This is a genomic window from Lacrimispora sp. (genome assembly GCF_046972725.1).
In the GTDB taxonomy this organism is placed as follows: Bacteria; Bacillota; Clostridia; order Lachnospirales; family Lachnospiraceae; genus Lacrimispora.
The window spans coordinates 645497-672392 of record NZ_JBKVXF010000002.1; the positions used below are offsets into that span (position 1 = coordinate 645497).

The following is a 26896-nucleotide window of genomic DNA, read 5'->3' on the forward strand; positions in this document are numbered from 1 at the left end:
GTAAAACGGCAATGATTTTCCACTTCATAAGGGAAATTGAATCAATTGCCATATTGGGCTGCTGCAATTATAGTATAGATAGAAAAACGACACAGGCGGCCGAAAGGAGGTTGTAATGCTTAGGGAAGAGTATTTATTTTATGATGTTGACATCAGTACCAAGGAAGATGCCTTAAAGTTCATCAGCCATAACGCTTTAAAGCTGGGACTGACAGACAACGAGGAGGGGCTTAAGGCGGATTTCCTTAAACGGGAAGAAGAATTTTCTACCGGGCTGCAGGATGGTTTTGCCATTCCCCATGCAAAATCTGACCATGCCAAAAAGATGGGCATCTTCTATGTCAGATGTAAAAACGGCATACCGGAGTGGGAGACCATGGATGATAAACATGTGACGGATCTGTTTGCCCTGATTGTGCCAAAGGACAGCGCCGACAAGGAACATTTGATGATGATATCAAAGCTTGCTGCCGGCCTTTTGGAGGAAGATTTTAAGAAGACCGTTAAGACAGTCTCCGATAAGTCAGAATTGGTGAAATATTTAAAAAAATATATAAAGGAGGACAATTAAGATGAAGATAGTAGGAGTTTCGGCCTGTCCCGCAGGGCTTGCACACACGCCGATGGCTGCCAAGGCACTGGAAAAGGCGGGAAAAAGTATGGGATACGATATTAAGATTGAGCAGCAGGGAAGTATGGGACAGATCAATACAATTACGGCTGAAGAGGCAAAAGAAGCCGATCTGGTGATCATTGCCTCCGACCAGAAGATCACCGGTATGGAACGCTTTTCCGGGAAGAAAGTCCTCCGCGTTGACATCAATATATGCATCAAAGCCCCGGAGGCAGTGATTAAAAAATGTGTGGCTGCAGTAAGCAGTTAAGGGGATTTAATAACAATAGAAGAAGGCTAGTGAAAAAGGAGAATAAGAACATGAAAAAGTTTCTGAAAGAGGCAAAAGGTCATCTGATGACAGGCATCGGCTACATGCTTCCCTTAATCATCGGAGCTTCCCTGGTTGTGGCAATTCCAAAGATAATCGCTTTGTGTATGGGGATCACATCTCTGGACCCGTATGCAGACGGAACCGGATTTTTACATATCTTAAAGTTGATTGAAAATGTAGGCTGGACAGGGATTGGTCTTATCAATACGGTGCTTGCAGGATTTATTGCTTACAGCATTGCAGACAAGCCTGCGATTGGTGCCGGCTTTGTGGGCGGTGCACTGGCATCCAGCACACAGGCAGGATTTTTAGGTGCCGTGATTGCAGCTTTTATTGCAGGTTATACGGTAAAATGGGGCAAGGAGCATATCCGTCTTCCGGAGTCTATGAGTAATGTGATGCCTCTTGTAATCCTTCCATTCCTGGCCACAGGCAGCGTTGCCATCATTATGGGTGCTGTTCTGGCAGGTCCGCTGGCAGCGATTAACATTGCCCTGGTCAATTGGCTGAGGGATATGAGTACCAGCGGAACCTCACAGCTTGTAATGGCCGTTCTCCTGGGCGCTATGATAGCCTCTGATATGGGAGGTCCAATCAACAAGTCCGCCTGGATGGCAGGCAATGTATTGCTGGCTGAGGGCGTGTACCAGGCCAATGTATTTATCAACTGTGCAATATGTATTCCCCCTTTGGCATATGCGATTGCAACGGTTATAAGAAAAAGCCGTTTCTCCCCATCTTTTCGGGAAACGGGAAAAGGCAACTGGGTCATGGGCTTTATTGGCATTACGGAAGGTGCAATTCCGTTCACTCTCGTAAAGCCCCAGATACTGATTCCTGTTAATATGCTCGGCGGCGCCATAGGAGCAGCAATATGCAGTCTGTTAGGAGCAAAAGGCGACATCCCTCCGGTAGGAGGAATCTACGGCTTTGTGTCCATCACAAATGGCTGGGCCTATCTGATTGGCATTCTTGCAGGTGCTCTTGTCATAGCGGTGCTTTCCACTGCGTTGGTTGACTTTAACCAGAATACGGTTGACAATGCAGTTGATGTGGATATTGACGAGATTGAGATCTCATTTGAGGATATAAAATAATGAAAAAAATACACGTTATCCCCCATTCCCACTGGGACAGAGAGTGGTATTTTACCACCTCCCGGTCAAAGGTCTATCTGATGAAGGATTTAAAGGATGTTCTGGACACTTTGGAACAGGATCCGGAATTTAAATATTTTACGCTGGACGCACAGGCGGCCCTTTTGGAAGATTATTTGAAATGGATGCCTCAGGATCAGGAGAGGATTACAAAGCTTGTAACGGAGAGACGTTTGATCGTGGGCCCCTGGTATACCCAGAGCGACCAGTTGGTGATTTCAGGGGAAAGCATTGTCAGAAATTTATTTTACGGGATGAAATGCTGTGAAAGATTTGGCGGTTTCATGAACGTGGGATATGTTCCTGATTCCTTTGGACAGGCTGGAAATATGCCCCAGATCTATCTGGAATTTGGTATGGAAGATACCTTGTTCTGGAGGGGAGTCAGTGATGATATGGTAAAGCATACGGATTTTAACTGGAGAGGTGATGACGGCAGTGTTGTTTTTGCCACACAGATTCCGTTTGGCTACTATATTGGGGGGAACATACCGGAGAAACCGGAGCAGAGCAGGGAATTTTGGCAGAAGGAGTGCTTTGAGAAAGCCGGAAAGGGCAGTACCACAAAGAACATTTATTTCCCTAACGGATTTGATCAGGCACCTATCCGTACCAATCTTCCGGAGCTTATAAAGGAAAGGAATGAGAAGGATCCGGAAAATAAATATGTGATCAGCTGCATTGAGGATTATATCAGGGATGTGAAGCAGGAAAAACCTGAATTAGAAGAGGTTTCCGGAGAATTGCTGATTGCAAAACACATGCGGATACACAAATCCATATTTTCCTCGCGGTCGGATTTGAAGGTTCTTAATACACAGGTTCAGAATTACGTGACCAATGTCCTGGAGCCATTGCTTACATTATCTGACCGTATGGGTAATGAATATCCATCTAAGGCTGTGGAGGAGGTTTGGAAGCTCCTCTTTGAAAATGCCGCTCATGATTCCATTGGTTCCTGCATTTCCGATACAGCGAATGAGGATGTTTACATGCGTTACAAACAGGTCAGAGATATCTCTGTCAACCTGGTGGAGCTCCATGCCCGGCTGATCGCTACCAGCATAAAGAATGATGGAAGTATGACATTTACGATGATCAACACTCTTTTGCAGAAGCGGAGCGGTGTGGTGCTGATAAAGACATATGTTCCGGGGGAAAACTTCGCCATATTGGATGAAAAGGGAAGTAAGATTCCCTATACCCTCATATCCACCAGGGATATGACAGATTACGTTCTATCCCAGACCATCCGGCTGGACCCTTCCAGGGAATTTTATATTCCAAAGCAGGTGTTTGAGGCAGTGGCGGCTATCAAAGCGTCAGAACTTCCGGCTCTTGGGTATGCCCAGTACCGGCTTGCACCTGACGATTCTAGCGCTTGCCCTATGGTGAAAAAGGACACTCTGGAAAATGAATATTATTCCGTTTCTGTAGCGGCAGACGGCTCCCTTACGATTCTGGATAAGGATAGTATGATACGGTATGAAAATCAGGCGGTTCTGGTGGAAAACGGGGATGACGGCGACAGCTTCAACTATTCCCCGCCACGACAGGATATGAAGGTATTCTCCACGGACAGCCCCTTTGAAGTTTCACTGGAAGGCAGCGGCATCTACGAAAGGGCAATTATTTCTTATAGAATGCGGGTGCCGGCTGATTTGGAAGCCAGAAGTCAGAAGGTGGCGGACACCATACTTCCTGTCACTATGACCGTAGGTTTAAGGCAGGGAGAGAAGGTCATAGATTTTAACGTTCATGTGGATAATAAGGGACTTTCCCATCGGCTCTGTGTGATCTTTGACAGCCAGCTTACCAGCAAATTTAATTATGCAGACCAGCAGTTTGGAATTATTAAAAGAGAAAATACTCATGAAAAAGAGATGGACTTATATTTAAAGGGGCAGAAAAACTGTGAAGGGAGGAAAACTGGAACTCAAAGCCCTGCCAACTGGGCAAATGACCAATCCGCCTGGCAGGAACCGCCCATATCCATTGAACCCACTCAGTCTTATGTTTCCCTGACAGACGGGAGCCGGGGAATCGCAGTCATTCCTCAGGGAGTGAGGGAATATGAGATTCTTGATGATCGGAGAATATGCCTTACGTTGTTCCGTACCTATGGGTTTATGGGAAAGGAGAATCTGTTATACCGTCCGGGCAGAGCCAGCGGCGAGCGGACGATAGAGACACCGGATGCGCAGCTTTTAAAGAAGATGGATTTTTCCTTTGGGTTTACCATTTACAATTCAGATATTAACCGGGCCAATATTGATATTTTGGCAAAAGCCTATCATACGCCGATCCAGGTCTATACCTATGGAGAATTTTTAAACGGCAGGCTTATTTTTTCCCAGAGGGAAATTGAGGGGAACAAGCCTGTTTCCGATTCGCTTTTTGAGACAGATGGGAACCTGGTGGTATCTGCCGTAAAAAAGGCAGAGAAGGGCGGGGGCATAATCATCCGCCTCTTTAACGGTAAGGATCATGAAGCATTAAAGGACGAAATCCGGTTTAATTATGATATTTCAGAGGCATATTATACAAACTTGAGAGAAGAAAAGAAAGAAGAAATAGAGATTCACAATAATACCATAAAGGTGAAGGAACTTTCCCATTGTAAGTTTGTTACCATATATGTAAAATAAGCAGTATTCCCGGTGTAATCCAGTCCTTGTATCAGCAGTTAATTAGAAATAAAAGCAGTGCCCCCAGGTTGTGTTTGTCAACCGGCAGGCGCTGTTTTTTCGCAAGTATTTGTTGTTAGTTTGCAAGCAGGATGATATGATAGGAATACTATATTAGCAGTGTGTTCCCACTTCGTATCAGGAGGAAATCAAATGAAGCTGTCAGAGGAAAATAAGGAATACTGGACCAGCCGGACCATAGGATATTCCAGGGTAAATGAAGAGGAGCTCTCCACGGAACAAAAAAATAAATGGCTGAATGCGATTACCAGCCATTTCCCTGAAAAAAAAGAGAGCTTAAAGATTCTGGACATGGGAACAGGGCCGGGTTTTTTTGCCATTATCCTGGCTCAGGCCGGTTTTGATGTAACTGCTGCAGACTGTACTGCTTCCATGCTGGAACGTGCAAAAGTGAATGCAGGAGTATATAAGGACCAGATCTCATGGGTGCTTTCCGATGCTCATAAAACAGAATTGAAGGAGGAAGCCTTTGATGTGGTTGTCAGCAGAAATGTGACCTGGAATTTAGAAAAGCCGGAACTTGCATATAAAGAATGGCTGCGGATCCTGAAAAAAGGCGGTATTCTGCTTAATTTTGATGCGAACTGGTATCGATATTTATTTGATGAAACGAAACGGCAGGGATATTTAAAGGACCGGAAACGGGTAAAGGAGATGCATTTTGAGGACCATTATACCTGCACCGATATTGACCGCATGGAGGCAATCGCAAAAAAGCTGCCTTTGAGCCGGGAATTGAGACCTCAGTGGGATGTTTCTGTATTGGAACAATACAAAGTATCCAGTGTCAGGACTGACACAGAAATATGGAAACAGGTGTGGTCTGAGGAAGAAAAGGCCAATTATGGCTCTACCCCCATGTTTTCTGTAATAGTGGTAAAATAAGATTCTCTTCCTATCCAGTAAAAATCAATTGCCCAAATGCACATTTCGAAGTATAATTATTTGAAGTGTGTTTTTTTATTAAAAAAAGCACTCCGTGCGGGATGCACATGATGCTTAAGAGGAAGATGTCACTGAAGTGACAGCGCATCAGCGCCAGAGTCTGACAAGTCAGACTCTTTCTTGTTCCTACGAAAAAGATATAATATTATAAGAAAGAGGTAGAATCAGTTGTTGAATCAATTTTCAAGAACCCAGCTTCTCTTTGGCGAAGAAGCTATGGGCCAATTGATGGGGGCAAAGGTTGCTGTTTTTGGAATCGGAGGAGTTGGAGGATATGTTGTGGAAGCACTGGTCAGAAGCGGTGTCCGTTCCTTTGTTCTTGTAGATGACGATAAGGTATGTCTGACCAATATCAACAGACAGATCATTGCTACGAGAAAAACAGTAGGTAAATATAAAGTAGAAGTTATGAAAGACCGGATTTTGGAGATCAATCCGGATGCTGAAGTGGAGATGCATAAATGTTTTTATTTACCGGAGACGGCGGCTGATTTTGACTTTAAGGACTATGATTACGTAGTGGATGCCGTGGATACGGTAACAGCGAAGCTGGAACTGATTATGCAGGCAAAGGCTGCAGGCGTTCCCATTATAAGCTGTATGGGAGCAGGCAATAAACTGGATCCAACCAGATTTGAAGTGGCTGACATCTATAAAACCACCATGTGTCCGCTTGCAAAGGTCATGAGAAGGGAATTGAAAAAAAGGGGAGTGAAAAAGCTTAAGGTGGTTTACTCCAGGGAGAAACCGACCAGGCCCATTGAAGATATGTCCATCAGCTGCAGGACAAACTGTATCTGCCCGCCGGGAGCAAAGCATAAATGTACGGAGCGCAGGGATATTCCCGGCAGTGTGGCATTTGTTCCTTCTGTGGCAGGTCTTATTATCGCCGGAGAAGTGATCAAGGATCTGGCAAAAAGAGTGGATGATTAAGTGAGGAGGAAATCACATGCTTGATAAGAGCACGGAGGTTCAGGATCTGTTTCTGTCCCTGGACCAGTTGAAACAATTAGATGAAAAAGAGTGCGTGCTCATTGATGTCAGGGATCAGACCGCATACAATCATGGTTTTATACCAGGTGCTATCCATGTTGAGATGAACCGCATCCTTGAAGGGGATTATATTCCTCCGGCCGGTAAAAAAATAATTCTCTATTGTTTAAAAGGAATTATCAGCGTAGATGCGGCAGCATATCTTACGGAAAAAGGTTACGAAGCATACAGTCTGGAGGGCGGCTATGGACAATGGCTGATCCGTTCCATGGAAATCGAAAAGGAAACGGACCAGGATACCCGCATCGATGACATTGAAAGAAGCCTGCGTAAAAAATTCCATAAAAATATTTTCAGCAAATTTGCAAAGGCCATTAATGAGTATGAACTGGTAAAGGAAAACGATAAAATCGCGGTCTGCATTTCCGGAGGGAAAGATTCTATGCTTATGGCCAAGCTGTTTCAGGAATTGAGGCGGCATAACAAGTTTCCTTTTGAGCTTGTTTTCCTTGTGATGGACCCTGGCTATAATGAGATGAACCGTCAGGTGATTGAAAACAATGCCAGACTGCTTCAAATTCCTGTTACCGTATTTGAAACCCGGATTTTTGATGCAGTTTATGATGTGGAGAAGTCCCCGTGCTATTTGTGTGCCAGAATGAGAAGGGGATACTTATACAGCAAAGCAAAGGAACTTGGCTGCAATAAGATTGCACTGGGCCATCACTATGATGATGTGATTGAAACCATACTCATGGGCATGATGTATGGAGGACAGGTTCAGACCATGATGCCTAAGCTTCACAGCACCAATTTTGAAGGGATGGAATTGATTCGTCCCATGTATTTGATCCGGGAGGATGACATTAAAAGCTGGAGAGACTATAATGGTCTGCATTTTATTCAGTGCGCATGTCATTTTACGGATACCTGCACGACCTGCCGGACAGACGGAAGCACCGGCTCTAAGAGGGTTGAGATAAAAAATCTGATTAAACAGCTGAAAGAGGTCAATCCTTATATTGAGGGAAATATATTTAAAAGTGTGGAAAACGTGAACTTGAATACCATAATCGCATATAAGAAAAATGGAACAGTCCATCATTTTCTTGATGAATATGATCTGAATCAGTGATTTTAGTCATTTCTTGAAAGTCGCACTTGAAATACATACTAACCTTGTGGTAAATTATGAATATGGAGGTTATGTCTTATGAAAATTTCAACCAAAGGCCGCTATGCGATCAGACTTATGATAGATCTTGCAGAACATAACAATGGAGAATTTATTACGCTCATGGATATTGCAGAAAGACAGGAGATATCCGAGAAGTATCTGGAATCCATTGTATCTATTCTCAGCAAGAACGGCCTTCTTATTTCCTTAAGAGGAAAAGGAGGCGGATATAAGCTGGCCAAAGATCCGGAATTTTATACGGTAGGCAGCATCTTAAGGCTTACAGAAGGTTCTCTTGCTCCTGTTTCCTGCATGGAAGGGGAGAACAATAGCTGCAATCGGGCCTCCCATTGCCAGACGCTTGAGATGTGGGAAGGCTTGAACAAACTGATCAATGATTACTTTGACGGGATCACCATTGCGGATCTGGTACGGAAAAGTGATTATGCTGACAATTACATCATATAAAAATTTGAACTTGAAATGCAATTCAGGGCCGGATGACACTCATCCGGCCCTGTCTGCATGTTGGATTCTCCCATTTAATGATTATTCTGTTTGATTTGCTTCTTTTACCATTTTCCACTTGGCATTAAAATCTGCATTCTTTTGATTTTATTTGCAGGAATGTAAGAAACTGGATGCCCAACTCCTGGTATAAGGTGGTATAGTTGTAATAAATTCTTTGTTATATGGATATATCAGCCAGATAATTGCTAAAACCCTGAATCAGTGCTTGTTTTTTCCAAAAATATAACAGAATTTTACTTAACAGGAAAATTCCATTTCTTTCCACTGGTAAAATGGTAATAAGAGTGCTATCATATGAATGTAACACAAATGAAACACAAATGTAAAACAAACGTAATAATTCAAAGGAGGCAAATGAATTGAGAAAATTAACAGCACTTGGATTGATGACACTGACTTTAACAAGTATGATCCCATTAACAGCAAACGCAGCGGTAAGGTGTAACATCCCGTCTTTTGGTGGAAGAAATGTGGTATCTATCAATGGGTATTGCAATTCCGATGATTTAAAAGCAAAACTGCAGCAGTTGGGAATTAATGGATATTATACAAACATTAACGATATCAATGAATATTTAAATAATTGCAGAAACCAGGGCCAGGGAAATAACGGCAATAATAATAACGGCAATAATAACAATGGCAATAATGGCAACAATAACGGCAATAACAATAACGGCAACAACGGTAACAACAATAACGGCAACAGCGGTAACAATAACAACAATAATGGTGGAAGCAACAATAACGGCAACAATGGCAGCGATAATACCTCCAATAAGACCTATACCCAGCAGGTAGTAGATCTGGTGAATACGGAAAGAGCCAAAGAAGGACTTGCTCCTCTTACCATTGACCCAAGCGTTGAGAAAGCTGCAACTGTTAGAGCCAATGAAATCCAGTCAAAATTTGACCATACCCGTCCAAACGGAAGTTCATTCTCAAGCGCATTAAAAGAGCAGGGTGTGAATTACCGCGGAGCAGGTGAGAACATTGCCTGGGGACAGAGAACTCCGGAAGAGGTGGTAACTGCATGGATGAACAGCGCAGGACATCGTGCAAACATCATGAACAAGAGCTTCACCCATATCGGAGTAGGTAACACACAGAATGGAAGCGGAACACAGTACTGGGTACAGTTATTTACCTATTAATTCCGTCAATATCCTGTAGATAGCAGGAAAGCAGATCGTTATAAATAAACAAAACCATAATACATAAACGGCGGCAACCATTTGACAACAATTATTGTGATGTTGTTAAATGATTGCCGCTGTTTTCCATATATATAAACCGAGACTTTTAAGAACGCGGGAAATCAATACTTGCCTGTATGAAATAATATAAGGCCATATAAGCGGCAGCGCTGATACATGATCTGCACGGCATCAAATAAAGGGAGAAAAACAAAATGACTTTTTTTATCATCCGGCCCCCTGCGGGGGAGAAATGATTTATTTTCGCATTAAGCCTTTTTTATGAGAAAAAATAACATCTAACCGCATAAGATGTTGACAGTGAACCGTTGGTATCAGGGGACGATTGCTAAATGCACATATAAACCCGTTGACAAAGTATGTTTTGCAAAGTAATATTAAAATACCACATGCAATATCGAATGCAGGTAAAAAAAGGAGATGAACATATGGCGAATATTTATACTTCAGCAGACCAGCTTATTGGAAGGACACCCCTTCTTGAATTATCAAATATAGAAAGAGCATTGGGCTTAAAGGCCAGAATTCTGGGAAAACTTGAATATTTTAATCCGGCAGGTTCCGTAAAAGACCGGATTGCAAAAGCTATGATCGATGATGCGGAGGCAGCGGGGATTTTAAAACCGGATTCTGTAATTATTGAGCCCACTTCCGGGAATACTGGGATTGGACTCTCTTCTGTTGCAGCAGCCAGAGGGTATCGCGTTATGATCGTGATGCCGGAAACCATGTCTTTGGAACGGCGTACCCTTATGAAAGCTTACGGCGCAGAGCTGGTGCTCACGGAAGGGTCAAAAGGGATGAAAGGTGCCATTGCAAAGGCAGAGGAATTATCAAAAGAAATCCCCAACAGCTTTATTCCAAGTCAGTTTAATAACACTTCAAATCCAAAAGTCCACCGGGAAACTACAGGACCGGAGATTTACGAAGATACGGATGGAGAAGTAGATGTGTTTGTTGCCGGTGTAGGAACTGGCGGTACCGTGACCGGAGTTGGAGAATATCTAAAATCCAGGAAGCCGGATATAAAAATCGTAGCGGTGGAGCCGGCTGCGTCTCCGGTATTATCCAAAGGGACTGCAGGGCCCCATAAGATTCAGGGACTCGGAGCCGGGTTTGTACCCAATGTGTTAAACACAGAAATTTACGATGAAATAATTCCGGTTCTCGATGGGGATGCTTTTGATATTGGTAAGACAATTGGTAAACTGGAAGGAATCCTGGTTGGAATTTCTTCCGGTGCAGCAGTATGGGCAGCCATCGAACTGGCCAAACGGACGGAGAATGAAGGAAAGACCATTGTGGTCCTTTTACCGGATACCGGAGACCGGTATTTATCTACCAGTTTGTTTGCCGAATGACCGGTTTTGACAGACCACGATCAAATAGGATACTTGACAATGGTTTTATTGTAAATCTATAATGGTTTTAACTCCTTTTGGAAGTTTGAGAAAGGAATACCAGACGGCTTTGCGGTTTGGATAATAATATAAATAAGATGGGAGATGCTGTTATGAGTACAAAACAAATTGGTATTATCGTAGGTAGTCTTAGAAGGAATTCCTTTTGCCGTGCAGTGGCCAACGCTTTAACTTCCCTGGCTCCTGAAAATCTTTCCCTGCGTTTTATTGAAATTGGTGATTTACCCATGTTTAATCAGGATTTTGATGACGATGGAAACACTCCGGAGTCCTGGACTAGATTCCGTAACGAAATCAAAGAACTTGACGGATTTATCTTTATCACTCCCGAATATAACCGTTCCATACCTGCAGTTATTAAAAATGCGATTGACATTGGCTCCAGACCATATGGAAGCAATGCCTGGGATGGAAAAGCAGGCGGCATTATCAGTGTATCACCAGGAAGCCTGGGAGGATTCGGTGCCAATCATCATTTAAGACAGCCTATGGTCTTTTTAAATGTCCTTATGCTGCAGCAGCCGGAAGCATATATCAGCAATGTTGCGGAATCTTTGAACGAAAAAGGAGAACTGACGGCAGAACGTACTCTTGGACATTTAAAAGACTATCTGGAGGCTTTCTCCCAGTGGGTGAATCAGGTTTCTGCTTCCTAAGGGACTGGAATTCATAAGGAGCGTTTAAAATGAGTGAACGAAAAATTGCAAAGCAAATCCGGGGGCAGAGAGCCGTTGACGGTGCAGGTGTCCGGCTGGTACGTGTACTTGGCTCTAATGATGTGAAGGATTTTGATCCATTCTTAATGATGGATTCCTTTGATTCCACGGACCCGGCAGATTACGTGGCAGGGTTCCCGATGCATCCGCACAGGGGGATAGAAACCGTTACTTATCTGATCTCAGGTCAGATTGACCATGAAGACAGTCTGGGTAATAAAGGCACTATTTCTTCCGGAGAATGCCAGTGGATGACAGCCGGCAGCGGAATTCTTCATGAGGAAATGCCAAAAGCGTCAAAAAAGATGCTGGGCTTTCAGCTATGGTTGAATCTTCCGAGGGAAGAGAAGATGACTGAACCAGAATATCTTGCCATAACGAATGATATGATTCCGAGAATCAAAAGCGGCAATGGCTCAGTCGGTGTTTTATCCGGAAGTTTTAAGGATGCAAAAGGTGTCACACCAAAGCATATTCCGGCCAGCATCTATGATGTAGAGCTTCCGGCGGGAGAAGAAATTACCATTCCAACGAAATCGGATGAAACAGTATATATCTTTCTGATCGAGGGAGAAGGAATGACAGACAACCAGAATATACCGGAAAAGACTGCTGTTTTGTTTGGTCAGGGGGATTCTGTTACCGTTACTGCTTCACCTAAGAGAGATCTCCGGTTTATTTTCTTTTCGGGAAAGCCTTTGCACGAACCCATTGCGTGGGGCGGCCCCATAGCAATGAATACCCAGCAAGAGTTGTCCCTGGCATTTGACGAACTTCGCAGAGGTACATTCATTAAATACAGATAATCAGCCTTATTCATGACAGGCTGACTGTTCATATTTACCTGATGTAAATCCCGCAGTATATTAAGAGACTGCGGGATTACTTTGTTCTTTTGGTTGTTCCTGGCAGCCATGAATTTATCTGTAGCCATGGAAATTGCCCGCGAAAGAAGGCTTGGCTTCCAGTGAATTTTTTATTACGTAAGGAGATATAAACGGGCATTGTAAAATATTTCATTTCTTTTTATATTACTATTTTTATTCTTTATAATATCTTGGTTACATTAAAATAATAAGTGCGAAATATTGACGTAACCAAATAGATGTTATATCATATTGCTGGCATTGTTTAAAGAATCTTATCCGATGACCTTGCAAATGGACAGCAAATTCTAAAAAAATCAATTTTCTTTTTTCTTCGTTTCAAGATCATAAGTACTAAATACGCATCTTATATATATTATAAATTTATAACTTATGCACAGGTTTGTAATAAAAATATGCAAAAAAGGAACGCAGTATACTTGATACTGTGTTTCTCAGTTTTAAGCCTATATTAATAAACACTTTCCAAAGAAAAGACGGCAGAACTGACGGCGTATGATTTTTTTCCTGAATTCATCACATAGAGATCATTAAACTTATTTATTGCTGCTTTCTTATGCTCCATAAGAGAGTGTGCATATACATTTAAGGTGATAGAAACCCCGGAGTGCCCCAGTAATTCGCTGACCGTTTTAATATCTACCCCAAGTTCCAGCGCTCTGGTGGCAAACGTGTGTCTTATTGCATGAAATTTCCGATCCGGTATCTGGCAGTCTTTTAGAATCTTTTTAAAAAGCTTTTGAATCCTTCTTGGATTTAAAGGTTCTTCGGTCCCTGTAAATATAAAACAGTTATTATTTTCCTTTGATTTGTATTTTTCCACAAGCTTTATTAAAAATTCCGGAAGCGGAATCTTTCTTATAGATTTACGGCTTTTCGGCGTACCTATATGTAATTCTGTTTTATTTCCTTCAACGTCAAATGTTCTGATTCTGGATACTGTCCTCATAATTGTCATTGTCCCTGATTCAAAATCTATATCACACCATTTCAGTGCGCAAAGTTCTCCTAATCTTATTCCGGTATAAAAACATATAATTATGCCAATCGCTAATATATCGTTTATTTTACCTGCGGCATCCTCTATCTTTTGCTGCTCCTTTATACCAAATATCTGCACTTCACTGCATTCTGTCGGGGGAAGTTTTACAAGCTCCAACAACATATTTAGTTCAGAAGAGTTTTTAAATATCTCTTTGATTGCAATTTTAAATATTGAAAATATCTTTTTTTTGGAGGTTTCCGCAATGGTACCGTCTTCTCTTATATATTTAACAAAGCCGGAAACAGAGTCTTCCCTTATGACAAGGTTTTCTTTTCTTTGAAAAAATGGAAGTATGTGTTTATAAACACACTGGTAATAGCTTTCATAGGTAGACGGTTTTACACGGGCAAAGACTTCTCCATTGAGCCAGGTTATAAATTGATCTGAGGCAAGCTCCTTGTCAACCGCAGACTTTGTTATATTTTCAAGACTGTCTTCTTTATATTCTTTCATTTTTTCTTTTACTTCCCTATAAGTTTTTGCGTAAAAATAATGATATTTCCCATCTTGCTTTAGGCTTCGCCCTTCCCAACGTCCATCTTTTCGCTTGTATATATTCTCTCCTCTTCTTGCCACTTCAAATCTCCTTTCTTTGATGCACTAAATATCCATGACGTTTCCTTTGACGGCGAATCAGCAAATAAACACGGTTCATACAACGTATCTTTTGTTTAAATATCACATAATTTGTTGTTTCATTTATTTATTTCCATTTATTGCAGTAATTTGACAAATTATGACAGATATTGTATAATAAAATTAGATGTAATATGCAAAAATTGAGAAACACAGTATCAAGTATACTGCGTCTCCCGGAGCCGGTAAATAAAATTAACATCTCCGTAAGCGTTCATTCTGTAAAATCAAAATGAAAAAATGTTAATCTGCCAAATTAAGAGCTCCATGGAAAAGGGAATATGATCAAAGGAGAAAAGGCCATGTCTGAACGAAAGAAAAAGAGGAAAAGTAGTGTAGTAACCAGTTCATCCGATTTAAGAACAAAATCAGCCGGTTTAAAAAGTCTATTGGCAAAGATTCTGGTTTTTATAGGAGTTCCGGTGGTTCTGTCTTATTGTGTTGTCGCAGTAGTCATGTTATATCTGATGCGGGTGAATATTGAACAGATGACAGTAGAGAAGCTGGAGGCAAAATCAGAGGCCGCTGCGGCTGAGATCGAAGGGTACTTTAACCAGTACCGCAATCGGGTGGACCAGCTGTCTAAAAGTGTTCAGTTCCAACAATTTTTTACGGATTTAAAACCAGGTACAAAAATAACAGACGGGAAAGAATTTTCTGATATTCTGCAGACGCTAATCAATACCGCCGGTACGGACCAGAGTTCTATCTTATCCATCTGGGTCGCTGATGTTGACACCAGTCAGCTTGCTCAGTCCGACGGATTTTTATCTGATAATACTTATAAGGTTACAGAACGTCCATGGTACAAGAAAATCATGGAGGAGCAAAAAGTAGTTATGACAGAGCCATACGAAGATTTTGCCTCAAAATCCCAGATCGTAAGTATCGTGGCTCCTGTATATTCCGGCAGCGGCAAACAGCTGGTTGGGGCCGTTGGTATTGACTTTTCCTTAGAAGGGCTGAAACAGACGATTGGCGCATATCAGCTTGGAGAAACCGGATTTTATATTCTGGCATCAGAAAAAGGTCAGATTATCTATCATCCGGTAGGAGAGATGATCAATAAAAATGTCAGTGAACTAAATATGTCTGAGAATATAAAACAGGCATTTTTGTCTTCCGCAGAAGGAAATATTGAGTATACCTCTAATGGAACGGATGTGCATGGAGATGTATGCAGAATTGGAGATACAGGCTGGATGGTAGCGACTGGTCTGCCTTTAAATGAGTTTTACCAGGAATATAATAAGATAACTGCGGCTATGACTCTGGTGTTTGCTTTGGCAGTTCTTTTGGTGGCGGCTACGATTATAGTGATTGCAAAAAGCATTATAGCACCGCTTAAGAAACTTACCACAACGGCCAATCAGATCGCTGACGGAAGGCTTGATATCTCCGCCAAGGTCAATACGAACGATGAGACCGGTCAGCTGGCGTCTGCCCTGAACCGGACAGTGGTGCAGCTCAACCGTTATATCGGCTATATCCGTGAAATCACTCAAGTTCTTCAGACCATGGCAGAAGGGAATATTAACATAAAACTGGAGCAGGATTATGCAGGAGAATTTCGGCCTATTAAAGAAGCATTGCTGCAGATTTCCTCTTCCTTAAATGATACGTTGTCTTCCATTCGTGCAACGGCTGACCAGGTAAACACAGGTGCGGAACAGGTTTCTTCAGCGGCTCAGGCACTTGCATCAGGTTCCACGGAGCAGGCGGCAACCGTGGAGGAATTAAGTGCGTCTATCCTCAATATTTCCAAGCAGGCGGAGCAGAATGCGGAAAATGTAAAAAAAGCTTCCGAATATGTGCGTCAGGTCGGAAATGGACTGGAAGAAAGCAATGAGCGTATGGATAAACTTAATGCTGCCATGGATGAAATCAGTGCGGCATCTGAAAAGATCTCAAACATAACAAAGGTAATCGAAGACATTGCATTTCAGACTAATATTCTCGCATTAAATGCGGCAGTGGAAGCGGCCAGGGCAGGAGAGTCAGGTAAAGGTTTTGCAGTGGTTGCTGATGAAGTAAGAAATCTTGCAGCTAAATCAGCAGAAGCGGCAAAACAGACCTCTGAACTTATCGGACATTCGGCAGTAACCGTAGCAGATGGTGAAAAAATGGCAGATGAAACCGCATTGACACTTAAGGATGTGGCGGTAAAATCACAGCTTATCGTAGATGTAATTCATGAGATTGATATGGCTTCCTCGGAACAGGCAGCTTCCATTGGAGAAGTCAATCAGGGGCTGACACAGGTTTCAGCAGTTGTTCAGACCAATGCGGCGACTGCAGAGGAAAGCTCCGCTTCCAGTGAAGAACTGGCGGCGCAGGCTCAAATGCTAAAGAATGAAGTTAGTAAGTTTAAGCTGTCATAATCTGCCGTAAATACAGATTGTATAGGAAATTGAATAAATGTATCAAAAGGAAACGCCGGATATCCCTGTGAAAACCGGCGTTTCCTTTGTATTTACAGGCTTTTTGTCCGTTATGGAACCTTTAAAAGGAGTCGATGGGGATGTCGAAAAATAAGGACGGGTAGTTGCTGGTTTTTGGAAGTTGTGGTATAATGTGCTAAATATGTCGAAAATCATAGTACGATCATTTGTGATAGTATGAATTAAGCGATTCTGTGCATTGGATTTAAAAAGCAGCACATAAGATGCATATTATCATCAGGTCACGTCCGGCAGTTGTGACCTGAATATAAAAAGACGGGATGCTTTTCGAAAGATAAGTGATAAGGGGGCATAAGAACATGAGATACTTAAAAAATAAGCTGTTACTATTTGTTTCACTGCTGTTAGGCTTTACTGTAATATTTTTAACCACTATTTCTTCGATTCTTTACTATAACAGTTCCATGAAAGAATCCAAAAACAATTCCTTATATCTTGCAGCCGCATATCAGCAGGGCATTGATTCAGTCCTTAATATCTACCGCAACGAATTGAGTATAACCGCTTCCAAGAACTTCCTGACCGATGGAAAGACTTCCGTATCGGAACAAAAGGCATTGCTGCAGGAAGAAGCCCAGGCAGCAGGCTTTGATTACATAACCATTGCAGATGCTCAGGGAGCCAATGATAAGAATGATCAGATTGCCGGTCAGGAATTTTTTAACCAGGCAAAGAACGGAGTTACCTATATTTCCAACCCGTTTCTGGACGGAGATAAAAAGCTGGCTCTCTATATCGGTGCGCCCATTGGAAACACCGGCAAGGTCTTATATGGTGCATTGCCTTATAAGACGATCAGCGATGATCTGACAAAGATTAAGATCGGTGAAAGCGGCTACGCATTTGTAATCAATAAAAATGGAACCACGGTCATTCATCCCACAGAGGATAATGTGGCAAACCCGAAGAACTACATAGAACTGGCAAAAAAAGACCCTTCCTACGCTCCTACGGCAAAGATCTTTCAGAAGATGATGAGTGGTGCTACCGGAACAGGCTTCAGCTTCTATAATGGGCAGCGCCGTCTGGTGGGATATACGCCCTTAAGCGGGCCGGAAGGCTGGACCGTTGCCGTCACCACTCCCCTGACTCAGGTTGAAAGGACGGTACGGTTTACCATTGCCATGTGTGCAGTAACCGGAATTGGTCTTTTATTATTCGCTATCCTGATTACCCGTGTCTTTGCCCGCAGGCTTACCGCTCCGATCGTTGCTGCGACACAGCGGATTGAACGGCTGGCCGAAGGAGATCTGCAGGAAGAGCTGGAACCGGTAAATGGAAAGGATGAAAGCGCCCGCCTGATTCTGGCGCTGCAAAATACCATATGGGGATTTCGTGCATATATTTCCGATATTTCAAACGTGCTGAGTGCAGTTGCTTCAAAAGATTTAACAGCAAAAAGCACTGTGGAGTATAAAGGGGACTTTGTACCTATTCAGGCAGCTTTGGAAAAGATTGTTTCTTCTCTTAACGGTACCCTTCTCCATATAGCAGAATCAACGGACCAGGTGCGTTCCAGCTCTGAGCAGGTGGCACTGACGGGAAGGAACCTGGCAGAAAATTCCTCCGAGCAGGCAGCTACCACAGAAAACCTTACCAATTCTCTGGATATGGTTTCCAGTTACATTAAAGATAATGCAGAGTATTCCCTTTCCATGAAGGAGATTACAGAATCGGCTCTTTTAGAGACTCAGAGGGGCAATGAGGAGATGAAACGGCTTCTCCAGTCAATGACCAACATTGATGACTCTTCCAAGAAGATCCAGAATATCGTAAAGATTATTGATGATATCGCTTTTCAAACCAACATTCTCGCCTTGAATGCGGCGGTAGAAGCGGCACGTGCCGGTGAGGCTGGAAAAGGCTTCTCCGTCGTGGCAGATGAAGTCCGTCAGCTTGCTTCAAAGAGTGCGGATGCAGCCAAGCAGACCACAGATTTGATCCACAGCACCATAGATTCGGTTGCTCAGGGAAAGAAGAATACGGAACAGACAGCAGGCGTGTTCAAAACAATCGTCGAGCAGACACAGAAGATCAACAGCCTTGTTGGTAAGATCTCCCAGTCTCTGGAGAACCAGTCTGACAGGGTTACTGACCTGGAAGAAGGCATGCAGAGAATTTCCATGGTTACACAGTCTAATTCTGCGACTGCTCAGGAAAGTGCGGCTACCAGTGAGGATTTGCTGAACCAGATGCAGATGTTAAAAGAACTTGTAATGGAATTTCGCATGAAAGAATCTGTCTGAATCTCATAGCAGTAAGGGCATGAGAAATCTGTTACTAATGAACATTTGAAAGTGAACACTTAATATGCGAAAGCAAGCATACCAGAAATTGCCGGATGGGATATCTGATAAAAAAAGATTGACAAATAGAAAAGGTCACAGTATAGTAAACATATATATATGGTATGAATAAGGAGATTATGGATATGAAGACGGGCTGCATGCAGAACATGAATCAAATCATGAGGTGCTGTTGCTGCTGTAGATGCTTCCTGGGAAGAGATACAGCTTATTTATGTATGCGTTCAAATATCTGAAATCCGGAATTTATCTTGTAGAAGAGAAAATAAAAGGAAGGAAGCAGGTATATTTGTATGCCGGCTTCCTTTTTTGAATAAGGGTAGGAAAGGAAGGAGATTCATGAATCAGAATCATAAGAAAGGGGAGGGAGACAAAAGTCATGGATTTTGAATTTATACGCGCGAATGTGCCGCTATATGTGGAAGCGGCAGGCATCACGCTCCGCATATCCTTTCTGGGGATTGTGCTTTCCGCAGTTATTGGGCTTTTGTGCAGTCTTATCAAGGTTTTTCATGTGCCGGTTCTCCGGCAGGTGGTAAGCGGTTACATAGAGATATCGAGAAATACCCCGTTACTGATACAGTTGTTCTTTTTATACTTTGGTCTTCCAAAGCTTGGAATTGTTTTAAGCAGTGAGGGCTGTGCTGTTACGGGCCTGGCATTTCTGGGAGGAAGTTATATGGCAGAGGCGTTCCGAACAGGAATCGACCAGGTTCCGGCCATTCAGTCTGAATCGGGACTCAGCCTTGGACTTACCAGAGGGCAGGTATTTCAATACATCATTCTGCCTCAGGCAGTTGCCACTTCGGTACCTGTATTTTGTGCCAATATTATCTTCCTCATTAAAGAGACTTCCGTGTTCAGTGCCGTAGCCCTTGCAGATTTGATGTTTGTGGCAAAGGATTTAATCGGCATCTATTATAAGACCGATGAGGCTCTTTTTATGCTGGTAACGGCATATTTAATCATATTGCTTCCCATATCCTTACTTTGTTCTTATATAGAAAGGAGGGTGCGTTATGCAGAATTTGGGAATTCAAGTGCTGTTCCAGGGAAATAACTTCCTTCGGCTTTTGGGAGGCTTGTGGGTATCTCTTCGAATTGCAGTAATTTCTATGGCCTTGTCCATTGTATTGGGGTTGCTTCTTGGTATGGTGATGACCAGTCCCAAAAAGCCCATACGCTTTATCTGCAGGATTTATCTGGAGATTGTCCGGATCATGCCGCAGCTGGTGCTTTTGTTTCTTGTGTATTTTGGAGCAGCAAAGCATCTGAATGTAAATCTTTCAGGGTCCGCAGCGGCTGTGATCGTATTTACCTTCTGGGGAGCGGCAGAGATGGGAGATCTGGTAAGAAGCGCTCTGCAGTCCATTCCGGTCCATCAATATCAAAGCGGGTTTGGATTAGGAATGACAAAGCTGCAGGTTTACCGTTATATCATCATTCCGCAGACCGTACGAAGACTTCTTCCATCGGTAATGAATCTGCTGACTAGAATGATCAAGACCACCTCTCTGGTGGTACTGATTGGTGTCATCGAGGTAGTTAAGGTGGGAAAACAGGTCATTGATGCAGCCAGGTATACGGTTCCTGATGCAGCCCTTTGGGTATACGGGGTTATTTTTATTCTGTATTTTGCGATTTGTTTTCCATTTTCCAGAGCAGCGGCTCTGCTAGATAAAAAAATAAAGGATTGATTATAATGAAGCAGGAAGTAATTCTAAAAACGGAACATTTAAAAAAATCCTATGAAAATGGAAATCCTGTTTTAAAGGATTTAAACTTTTCACTGGAAAAGGGAGAAGTGGTGGTGATCGTAGGGCCTTCCGGCTGCGGAAAGAGTACCTTTTTACGATGTCTTAACATGCTGGAACCCATAGACTCCGGCACCATCCGGTTCAAAGACCAGGTCATTGAACGGGACAGAAAAGATGCTTATGAGATCAGACAGAAGATCGGTATGGTGTTCCAGAGCTATGATCTCTTTCCTCATATGACTATTTTAGGCAATATCCTTCTGGCACCTTGCAAGGTTCAGAAAAGGGACCGGCAGGAAGTGACAAAAGAGGCTGAACAGTTACTGGAACGAGTGGGACTTCTGGATAAAAAGGATTCCTATCCAAGACAGCTGTCCGGCGGTCAGAAGCAAAGGGTGGCAATTGTAAGAGCACTTATGATGCATCCGGAGATCCTTCTCTTAGATGAGATCACAGCAGCGCTGGATCCGGAGATGGTAAGAGAAGTGTTACAGGTGGTGCTGGAACTGGCAAAAGACGGAATGACCATGGTCATCGTCACCCATGAGATGGAGTTTGCCAAAGCCGTGTCAGACCGTGTTCTGTTCATGGACCAGGGACTGGTCGTGGAAGAGAGCAGGCCGGAGGAGTTTTTTGCTGCTCCGAAGACAGACCGGGCAAAGCAGTTTTTAAATACGTTTCATTATGAAGCGATTTAAATAAAAAAGGAGGAAATCATTATGAAAAAGAAATTATTAGGCGCATTATTAGGAATTACCATGGCAGCGGGGCTGATTGCAGGCTGCAGTGCTCCGGCAAAGGAAAGTGCAGGAGGAACAGAAAGCGGGTCTGCGAAAGCAAGGACCCTGTCTGAGATCAAGGAATCCGGAACCATTAAAATCGGTGTATTCAGTGACAAGAATCCATTTGGTTATGTGGACGCCAACGGTAATATCCAGGGGTATGATGTTTACTTTGCAAAGCGCCTGGCAAAAGACTTATTTGGAAGCGAAGATAAGGTGGAATTCGTCTATGTAGAGGCAGCAAGCCGTGTGGAATACTTAAAATCTGCAAAAGTAGATGTGATCCTTGCCAACTTTACAGTCACCGATGAAAGAAAAGAGCAGGTGGATTTTGCCCTTCCCTATATGAAAGTGGCACTTGGCGTCGTTTCTCCTGATGATAAGCTGATCACGGATGTGGCTGAATTAAAAGATAAGACTTTAATCGTTGTAAAAGGAACCACTGCAGAAACTTATTTTTCTGAAAACCATCCGGAGATAAAGCTGTTAAAGTTTGATGAGTATCAGGAGGCTTATGATGCACTGGCAGATGGCAGAGGGGATGCTTTCTCTACAGATAACACAGAGGTGCTCGCATGGGCTCTTCAGAACAAGGGCTTCCATGTAGGTATTGAATCCATTGGCAATACAGATACTATCGCAGCAGCTGTTCAGAAGGGAAATACAGAGCTTTTGGAGTGGATCAACAGCGAAATCAAAACTCTTGGGGAAGAACAGTTCTTCCATAAAAATTTTGAAGAGACTTTAAAACCGGTATACGGTGATGAAATTGATCCGGAAAACCTGGTAGTTGAAGGCGGTCAGGTATAAAAAAGTAAAAATATAAGGTAATTGAGAAAAATAACCGGCAGGACGTATTGACGTCCTGCTTTTTTTGTATCATAATAACACTGTTATATAACGGTGTTATAAAAAGGAGAAAACGGGTTATGAGCGCTCAGATCAATGGAACACGCCAGGCGATTTTACAGGCAGGGCTGCAGGAATTTATGAAATATGGCTATGAAGGAGCTTCTTTAAGGAGAATTGCAAAGGAGGCGATGGTAACGACGGGAGCCATATACGGATATTTTCCCAGCAAAGAAGCGTTGTTTGATGCACTGACCGGTGAGGCAGCTGACGGACTTTTGGACATGTATAAGCAGGTCCATGTGGAATTTGCCAGTCTGCCCCCGGAGAAGCAGGCAGAGGTTCTGGAGGGAATTACGGACCATTCCGTACCGGATATGGTTAATTATGTTTATGACCGGTTTGAATTATTTCAGCTGCTGTTTTTAAAGAGTGCTGCCGGATACTGTGACAGCTACCTGGATCAGCTGGCTGAGATCGAGGAAAGATCAAGCTGGGATTTTATCAATGCCATGAAAGAATTAGGGCACGAGGTGATGGATATTGACAACACATTGATCCACATCATTTCCCGTTCCTTTTTCCGGCAGCTGTTGGAGTTTGTGGCACATGACGTTCCCAGGGAAAAGGCCATTTCCTATTCTATGGTCCTTGGAAGGTTCCAGCATGCGGGCTGGAAGAAGATCATGGGGCTTTAAGGCCCCTTATTATTAACACTTGTGATTAGTTTTGGCTAACTTTAAAGCGGCAGACTGATCACAAGACAGGAGGAAAAAAGGTGAATGATAAAAATAAGATAATGACGGAACTTCCTGAGACAGGCAAGGTTACGCTGATGACCTTTGCTGGAAACTTCCGGTATTTAACAGGGCTTGGCTGTGTTCTGTCGGGAATCAGTGCAGTGGTTGGGCTGCTGCCATACATATTTATGTGGCTGGCGGTAAAGGCTGCGCTTACAGCGTGGCCGGAAGTAAATCAGGCAGGACAACTGATCCGCTATGGCTGGATGGCAGTAGGAACCTCTCTGCTTTCTATGCTGATTTATTTCGGGGCGTTGCTGTGCACCCACTTATCCGCATTCCGCACAGCCAGAAATATGAAGACTGTCTCCCTGCATCATTTGACAAAATTGCCTGTGGGGTATATTAAGGGTCTGGGAAGCGGAAAGATCCGCAGGATCATTGATGACGGAGTCGGTCAGACGGAATCCTATCTGGCCCATCAGCTGCCGGATTTTGCAGGCGCCGTTGTTACTCCTTTTGCGGTTCTGTTTCTTCTTTTTTTCTTTGACTGGAGATTTGGCCTGATCAGTCTTCTGCCAATGGCGGTGGGAATTTATTTCCTGTCCCGAATGATGGGGCCAAACATGGAAGAATCCATGAAACAGTATCAAGATGCTCTGGAAGATATGAATAACGAAGCCGTGGAGTATGTAAGAGGCATACCGGTGGTAAAGACGTTCCAGCAGAGCATCTTTTCCTTTAAGAATTTTCATGAATCCATTTTGCGGTATCGGGACTGGGCGGTGAAATACACGCTGTCCTTAAGGATTCCCATGTGTGCCTATACCGTGAGCATTAATGGAATATTTGCATTTCTGCTGCCAGCCGGACTTCTTCTGGCCGGAGAGACAGCGGCGAAAGCTTCCGGCATGAAGGTAGTGCTGGATCTGATTTTTTACATTCTCTTTACCCCTGTTTGTGTGACCATGATGGATAAAATCATGTTTACCAGTGAAAATACGCTGCAGGCAAAGGAAGCTCTTACAAGAATCATGGGAATCATGAAGCAGCAGCCTTTAAAAGAGCCGGCGGTTCCTAAGGTTCCAAAAGGCAGCTCCATAGAATTCAGGGGTGTAACCTTCTCTTATGAAAATCATACAATACCGGCAGTTCATAATGTTTCTTTTCAGCTGCCGGAAGGGGCCACTTATGCTTTGGTAGGGCCGTCAGGCGGGGGAAAGACGACCACTGCCAGTCTGATTTCCCGGTTTTATGATGTGGATCAGGGAAGCATTCTGATAGGAGGTGCAGATGTAAGAGAAATTGGAACAGAGGAACTGATGCGCAGAGTCAGTTTTGTATTCCAGGACAGCCATTTATTTAAAGCCAGCCTTTTGGATAACATCCGGGCGGCCAGGCCAGAGGCTTCCCCAAAGGAAGTGGAACAGGCAGTGAAGGCAGCATGCTGTGAAGATATCATTCAGAAATTTCCGGAAGGCCTTCATACGGTAGTTGGCACAAAAGGCGTTTATTTATCCGGAGGAGAATGCCAGAGAATTGCACTTGCAAGAGCCATTTTAAAAGATGCGCCTATAGTGGTCCTTGATGAAGCGACAGCATTTGCAGATCCGGATAATGAATACCAGATCCAAAAGGCATTTGAGAAGCTGGTAAAGGGCAAAACCGTTTTAATGATCGCCCACCGCTTATCCACGGTCAGCAAGGCGGATAAGATTCTTGTAATGAACCGGGGGCAGGTGGAGGAAGCCGGGACCCATCAGGAATTACTGGAAAAGCAGGGCCTCTATGCAAATATGTGGAACGATTACCAGACATCGGTTTCCTGGAAGGTTGGTGAAAAATCATGAGTAAATATTTACAGAAACTGTTTGCCTTAAGCCAACAGGGAGGCAAAGACTTATGGAAGGCAGTGATTGCATGTACCCTTACCAATTTGGGGTATATCTTTCCTGTGGGGCTTTTTGTTCTGCTTCTGGAACAGCTGCTTGGTCCGTTCCTTGGCAGAACAGGCCCGGACATGGGAATGGCAGGATACGTGGGATTATCCATTGTCTGTCTTATCCTTATATTCCTCTTTATGTACCGTCAATACAATGCCACGTTTCTGGCATCTTATAAGGAAAGTGCAAATATGCGTATCAATCTTGCGGAGAAGCTGCGAAAGATTCCCCTATCCTTTTTCGGAAAACGGGATCTGGCGGATCTGACTACCTCCATCATGGGGGACTGTGCCTGGATGGAGACTGCGCTTTCCCATTATATCCCGGAGCTTATAGGAGCCGTAATTTCTACGTTCCTCATTGGAATAAGTCTTCTGGCCATGGACTGGAGAATGGGAATATCCATGCTTTGGGTGGTTCCGGCGGCCTTTTTTCTTTCTGCAGGAACCAGACCATGGATTGATAAGCTGGAAAGAAAACAAAAGAGCAAGATACTGGAGGGCTCAGATAGAATCCAGGAATGCATTGAAAATATTCAGGACATCAAGTCCAATAACCAGAGGGAAGAATACCTTTCCGGACTGAACCGGAAGCTGGTGAGCATCGAAGCCTTTGCCGTAAAATTGGAGGTACTGAACGGAATGCTGGTCACCGCTTCCCAAATGATATTAAAGATCGGGATGGCGACTACGGTTTTATGCGGTGCAATTCTCCTGTCCCGGCAGCAGATCGACTTTATGATATTTTTGATCTTTATGATTGCAGCGACCCGGATCTATGGTCCTCTTACCGGCAGTCTTAGCAATCTGTCCGCAGTATTTTCCACCATGCTGCATGTGGAACGGATGCGTTCCATTGAAGAACAGCCGGTACAGACAGGAAGGGAAGACGCAGATTATCAGGGGTATGATATTGTGTTTGATCACGTAGGCTTTGCCTATAACAAGGGAGAGACCGTTTTAAAAGATGTATCATTTCAGGCCAGACAGGGGCAGGTTACGGCACTGGTAGGTCCTTCCGGAGGCGGAAAAAGCACAGCAGCAAGGCTTGCAGCACGTTTCTGGGATATCAATAAGGGCAGGATTACCATCGGCGGTGTGGATGTAAGCACTGTGGACCCGGAAAATCTGCTTAAGAATTTCTCTGTTGTCTTTCAGGATGTGGTGCTGTTTAATCATACGGTTATGGAAAACATCCGTCTCGGCAGAAAGAACGCTACGGACCAGGAAGTCATGGCTGCGGCGCAAGCGGCTCAGTGTACGGAATTCATTAACCGCCTGCCAAAAGGATATGAAACCATGATCGGGGAAAACGGCTCCGTTCTTTCGGGAGGAGAAAGACAGCGTCTGTCCATTGCCAGAGCCCTTTTAAAGGATGCACCGATCATTCTTCTTGACGAGGCAACCGCTTCTCTTGATGTGGAAAATGAATCTATGGTACAGGGGGCCATTTCCAATCTGGTACGCAATAAGACCGTACTGATCATTGCCCACCGGATGAGAACGGTTGCAAATGCAGACCAAATCGTAGTATTAAAAGATGGAATCGTGGCGGAACAGGGCAGCCCGGAGGAACTCTATGAAAGAGGGGGAATTTACCGCCATATGACCCAATTGCAGCAGCAAAGCCAGAACTGGACCTTATCCCGGGAAGTGTCTGAAAAAACAGGGTCCTGAT

General features: G+C 43.5%; 22 protein-coding genes. 21 read left to right on the plus strand and 1 reads right to left on the minus strand.

Annotation, left to right across the window (positions count from 1 at the left end; genetic code table 11):
- The first annotated feature begins 115 nt into the window (after positions 1-115).
- The 12 genes from ACLTWA_RS11335 to ACLTWA_RS11390 all read left to right on the plus strand — a co-directional run bounded on the left by ACLTWA_RS11335 (position 116) and on the right by ACLTWA_RS11390 (position 12618).
- The gene (locus tag ACLTWA_RS11335) at positions 116-571 is read left to right on the plus strand and encodes a PTS sugar transporter subunit IIA (RefSeq protein ID WP_412327818.1); all 456 of its coding nucleotides are present in this window, start codon (positions 116-118) and stop codon (positions 569-571) included.
- A 1-nt stretch (position 572) separates the two neighbouring features.
- The gene (locus ACLTWA_RS11340; RefSeq protein WP_412327820.1) at positions 573-884 is read left to right on the plus strand and encodes a PTS fructose transporter subunit IIB; all 312 of its coding nucleotides are present in this window, start codon (positions 573-575) and stop codon (positions 882-884) included.
- A 50-nt stretch (positions 885-934) separates the two neighbouring features.
- Positions 935-2044, plus strand: a complete 1110-nt coding sequence (locus ACLTWA_RS11345; protein WP_412327822.1) for a PTS fructose transporter subunit IIC — start codon at positions 935-937, stop codon at positions 2042-2044.
- Positions 2044-4752 carry a glycoside hydrolase family 38 C-terminal domain-containing protein gene (locus ACLTWA_RS11350; protein WP_412327823.1) on the plus strand — a complete coding sequence of 903 codons (2709 nt, stop codon included), beginning with the start codon at positions 2044-2046 and terminating at the stop codon, positions 4750-4752. Before ACLTWA_RS11345 ends, ACLTWA_RS11350 begins: the two co-directional genes overlap by 1 nt.
- A 192-nt stretch (positions 4753-4944) precedes the next feature.
- On the plus strand, positions 4945-5697 hold the full coding sequence (locus ACLTWA_RS11355) for a class I SAM-dependent methyltransferase (protein WP_412327824.1): 753 nt from the start codon (positions 4945-4947) through the stop codon (positions 5695-5697).
- 228 nt (positions 5698-5925) lie between these two features.
- On the plus strand, positions 5926-6690 hold the full coding sequence (locus ACLTWA_RS11360) for a ThiF family adenylyltransferase (RefSeq protein ID WP_412327825.1): 765 nt from the start codon (positions 5926-5928) through the stop codon (positions 6688-6690).
- 16 nt (positions 6691-6706) lie between these two features.
- Complete coding sequence (locus ACLTWA_RS11365; protein WP_412327826.1) at positions 6707-7885, plus strand: rhodanese-like domain-containing protein; 1179 nt, start codon at positions 6707-6709, stop codon at positions 7883-7885.
- A gap of 78 nt (positions 7886-7963) precedes the next feature.
- Entirely contained in the window at positions 7964-8395 is a 432-nt protein-coding gene (locus ACLTWA_RS11370) for an RrF2 family transcriptional regulator (protein ID WP_412327828.1), read from the plus strand.
- A gap of 422 nt (positions 8396-8817) precedes the next feature.
- On the plus strand, positions 8818-9612 hold the full coding sequence (locus ACLTWA_RS11375; protein WP_412327829.1) for a CAP domain-containing protein: 795 nt from the start codon (positions 8818-8820) through the stop codon (positions 9610-9612).
- Between the two features lie 491 nt (positions 9613-10103).
- The gene (gene cysK, locus ACLTWA_RS11380; protein ID WP_412327830.1) at positions 10104-11036 is read left to right on the plus strand and encodes a cysteine synthase A; all 933 of its coding nucleotides are present in this window, start codon (positions 10104-10106) and stop codon (positions 11034-11036) included.
- A gap of 152 nt (positions 11037-11188) precedes the next feature.
- A complete protein-coding gene (locus ACLTWA_RS11385) occupies positions 11189-11752 on the plus strand; it encodes an NADPH-dependent FMN reductase (protein ID WP_412327831.1) in 564 nt (187 codons plus the stop codon).
- 29 nt (positions 11753-11781) lie between these two features.
- Positions 11782-12618, plus strand: a complete 837-nt coding sequence (locus ACLTWA_RS11390) for a pirin family protein (protein ID WP_412327832.1) — start codon at positions 11782-11784, stop codon at positions 12616-12618.
- Positions 12619-13150: 532 nt separating this feature from the next.
- Here ACLTWA_RS11390 and ACLTWA_RS11395 read toward each other — a convergent pair.
- On the minus strand, positions 13151-14320 hold the full coding sequence (locus ACLTWA_RS11395; RefSeq protein ID WP_412327834.1) for a tyrosine-type recombinase/integrase: 1170 nt from the start codon (positions 14318-14320) through the stop codon (positions 13151-13153).
- 362 nt (positions 14321-14682) lie between these two features.
- Between ACLTWA_RS11395 and ACLTWA_RS11400 the strand changes: the two genes are divergently transcribed.
- From ACLTWA_RS11400 to ACLTWA_RS11440, 9 genes are all read left to right on the plus strand, one after another.
- Positions 14683-16761 carry a methyl-accepting chemotaxis protein gene (locus ACLTWA_RS11400; RefSeq protein ID WP_412327835.1) on the plus strand — a complete coding sequence of 693 codons (2079 nt, stop codon included), beginning with the start codon at positions 14683-14685 and terminating at the stop codon, positions 16759-16761.
- Between the two features lie 380 nt (positions 16762-17141).
- The gene (locus ACLTWA_RS11405; protein WP_412327836.1) at positions 17142-19088 is read left to right on the plus strand and encodes a methyl-accepting chemotaxis protein; all 1947 of its coding nucleotides are present in this window, start codon (positions 17142-17144) and stop codon (positions 19086-19088) included.
- 439 nt (positions 19089-19527) lie between these two features.
- Positions 19528-20208 carry an amino acid ABC transporter permease gene (locus ACLTWA_RS11410; RefSeq protein WP_412327837.1) on the plus strand — a complete coding sequence of 227 codons (681 nt, stop codon included), beginning with the start codon at positions 19528-19530 and terminating at the stop codon, positions 20206-20208.
- Positions 20168-20845, plus strand: a complete 678-nt coding sequence (locus tag ACLTWA_RS11415; RefSeq protein WP_412327839.1) for an amino acid ABC transporter permease — start codon at positions 20168-20170, stop codon at positions 20843-20845. Before ACLTWA_RS11410 ends, ACLTWA_RS11415 begins: the two co-directional genes overlap by 41 nt.
- Before the next feature lie 5 nt (positions 20846-20850).
- The gene (locus ACLTWA_RS11420) at positions 20851-21603 is read left to right on the plus strand and encodes an amino acid ABC transporter ATP-binding protein (protein ID WP_412327841.1); all 753 of its coding nucleotides are present in this window, start codon (positions 20851-20853) and stop codon (positions 21601-21603) included.
- A gap of 21 nt (positions 21604-21624) precedes the next feature.
- Positions 21625-22497, plus strand: coding sequence for a cysteine ABC transporter substrate-binding protein (locus ACLTWA_RS11425; RefSeq protein ID WP_412327842.1), 873 nt, complete (start codon positions 21625-21627; stop codon positions 22495-22497).
- A 119-nt stretch (positions 22498-22616) separates the two neighbouring features.
- On the plus strand, positions 22617-23234 hold the full coding sequence (locus ACLTWA_RS11430; protein ID WP_412327843.1) for a TetR/AcrR family transcriptional regulator: 618 nt from the start codon (positions 22617-22619) through the stop codon (positions 23232-23234).
- 101 nt (positions 23235-23335) lie between these two features.
- Positions 23336-25126: an ABC transporter ATP-binding protein gene (locus tag ACLTWA_RS11435; protein ID WP_412328125.1), complete on the plus strand. Its 1791-nt coding sequence runs from the start codon at positions 23336-23338 to the stop codon at positions 25124-25126.
- Positions 25123-26895 carry an ABC transporter ATP-binding protein gene (locus ACLTWA_RS11440; protein WP_412327844.1) on the plus strand — a complete coding sequence of 591 codons (1773 nt, stop codon included), beginning with the start codon at positions 25123-25125 and terminating at the stop codon, positions 26893-26895. Before ACLTWA_RS11435 ends, ACLTWA_RS11440 begins: the two co-directional genes overlap by 4 nt.
- The last annotated feature ends 1 nt before the right edge of the window (position 26896 follow it).

Bases quoted from the DNA above. Each gene is read 5' to 3' on its own strand.
- ACLTWA_RS11335 (WP_412327818.1), top strand. From the start codon at position 116: ATGCTTAGGGAAGAGTATTTATTTTATGATGTTGACATCAGTACCAAG.
- ACLTWA_RS11340 (WP_412327820.1), top strand. From the start codon at position 573: ATGAAGATAGTAGGAGTTTCGGCCTGTCCCGCAGGGCTTGCACACACG.
- ACLTWA_RS11345 (WP_412327822.1), top strand. From the start codon at position 935: ATGAAAAAGTTTCTGAAAGAGGCAAAAGGTCATCTGATGACAGGCATC.
- ACLTWA_RS11350 (WP_412327823.1), top strand. From the start codon at position 2,044: ATGAAAAAAATACACGTTATCCCCCATTCCCACTGGGACAGAGAGTGG.
- ACLTWA_RS11355 (WP_412327824.1), top strand. From the start codon at position 4,945: ATGAAGCTGTCAGAGGAAAATAAGGAATACTGGACCAGCCGGACCATA.
- ACLTWA_RS11365 (WP_412327826.1), top strand. From the start codon at position 6,707: ATGCTTGATAAGAGCACGGAGGTTCAGGATCTGTTTCTGTCCCTGGAC.
- ACLTWA_RS11370 (WP_412327828.1), top strand. From the start codon at position 7,964: ATGAAAATTTCAACCAAAGGCCGCTATGCGATCAGACTTATGATAGAT.
- cysK (WP_412327830.1), top strand. From the start codon at position 10,104: ATGGCGAATATTTATACTTCAGCAGACCAGCTTATTGGAAGGACACCC.
- ACLTWA_RS11385 (WP_412327831.1), top strand. From the start codon at position 11,189: ATGAGTACAAAACAAATTGGTATTATCGTAGGTAGTCTTAGAAGGAAT.
- ACLTWA_RS11390 (WP_412327832.1), top strand. From the start codon at position 11,782: ATGAGTGAACGAAAAATTGCAAAGCAAATCCGGGGGCAGAGAGCCGTT.
- ACLTWA_RS11400 (WP_412327835.1), top strand. From the start codon at position 14,683: ATGTCTGAACGAAAGAAAAAGAGGAAAAGTAGTGTAGTAACCAGTTCA.
- ACLTWA_RS11405 (WP_412327836.1), top strand. From the start codon at position 17,142: ATGAGATACTTAAAAAATAAGCTGTTACTATTTGTTTCACTGCTGTTA.
- ACLTWA_RS11410 (WP_412327837.1), top strand. From the start codon at position 19,528: ATGGATTTTGAATTTATACGCGCGAATGTGCCGCTATATGTGGAAGCG.
- ACLTWA_RS11415 (WP_412327839.1), top strand. From the start codon at position 20,168: ATGCAGAATTTGGGAATTCAAGTGCTGTTCCAGGGAAATAACTTCCTT.
- ACLTWA_RS11420 (WP_412327841.1), top strand. From the start codon at position 20,851: ATGAAGCAGGAAGTAATTCTAAAAACGGAACATTTAAAAAAATCCTAT.
- ACLTWA_RS11425 (WP_412327842.1), top strand. From the start codon at position 21,625: ATGAAAAAGAAATTATTAGGCGCATTATTAGGAATTACCATGGCAGCG.
- ACLTWA_RS11430 (WP_412327843.1), top strand. From the start codon at position 22,617: ATGAGCGCTCAGATCAATGGAACACGCCAGGCGATTTTACAGGCAGGG.
- ACLTWA_RS11435 (WP_412328125.1), top strand. From the start codon at position 23,336: ATGACGGAACTTCCTGAGACAGGCAAGGTTACGCTGATGACCTTTGCT.
- ACLTWA_RS11440 (WP_412327844.1), top strand. From the start codon at position 25,123: ATGAGTAAATATTTACAGAAACTGTTTGCCTTAAGCCAACAGGGAGGC.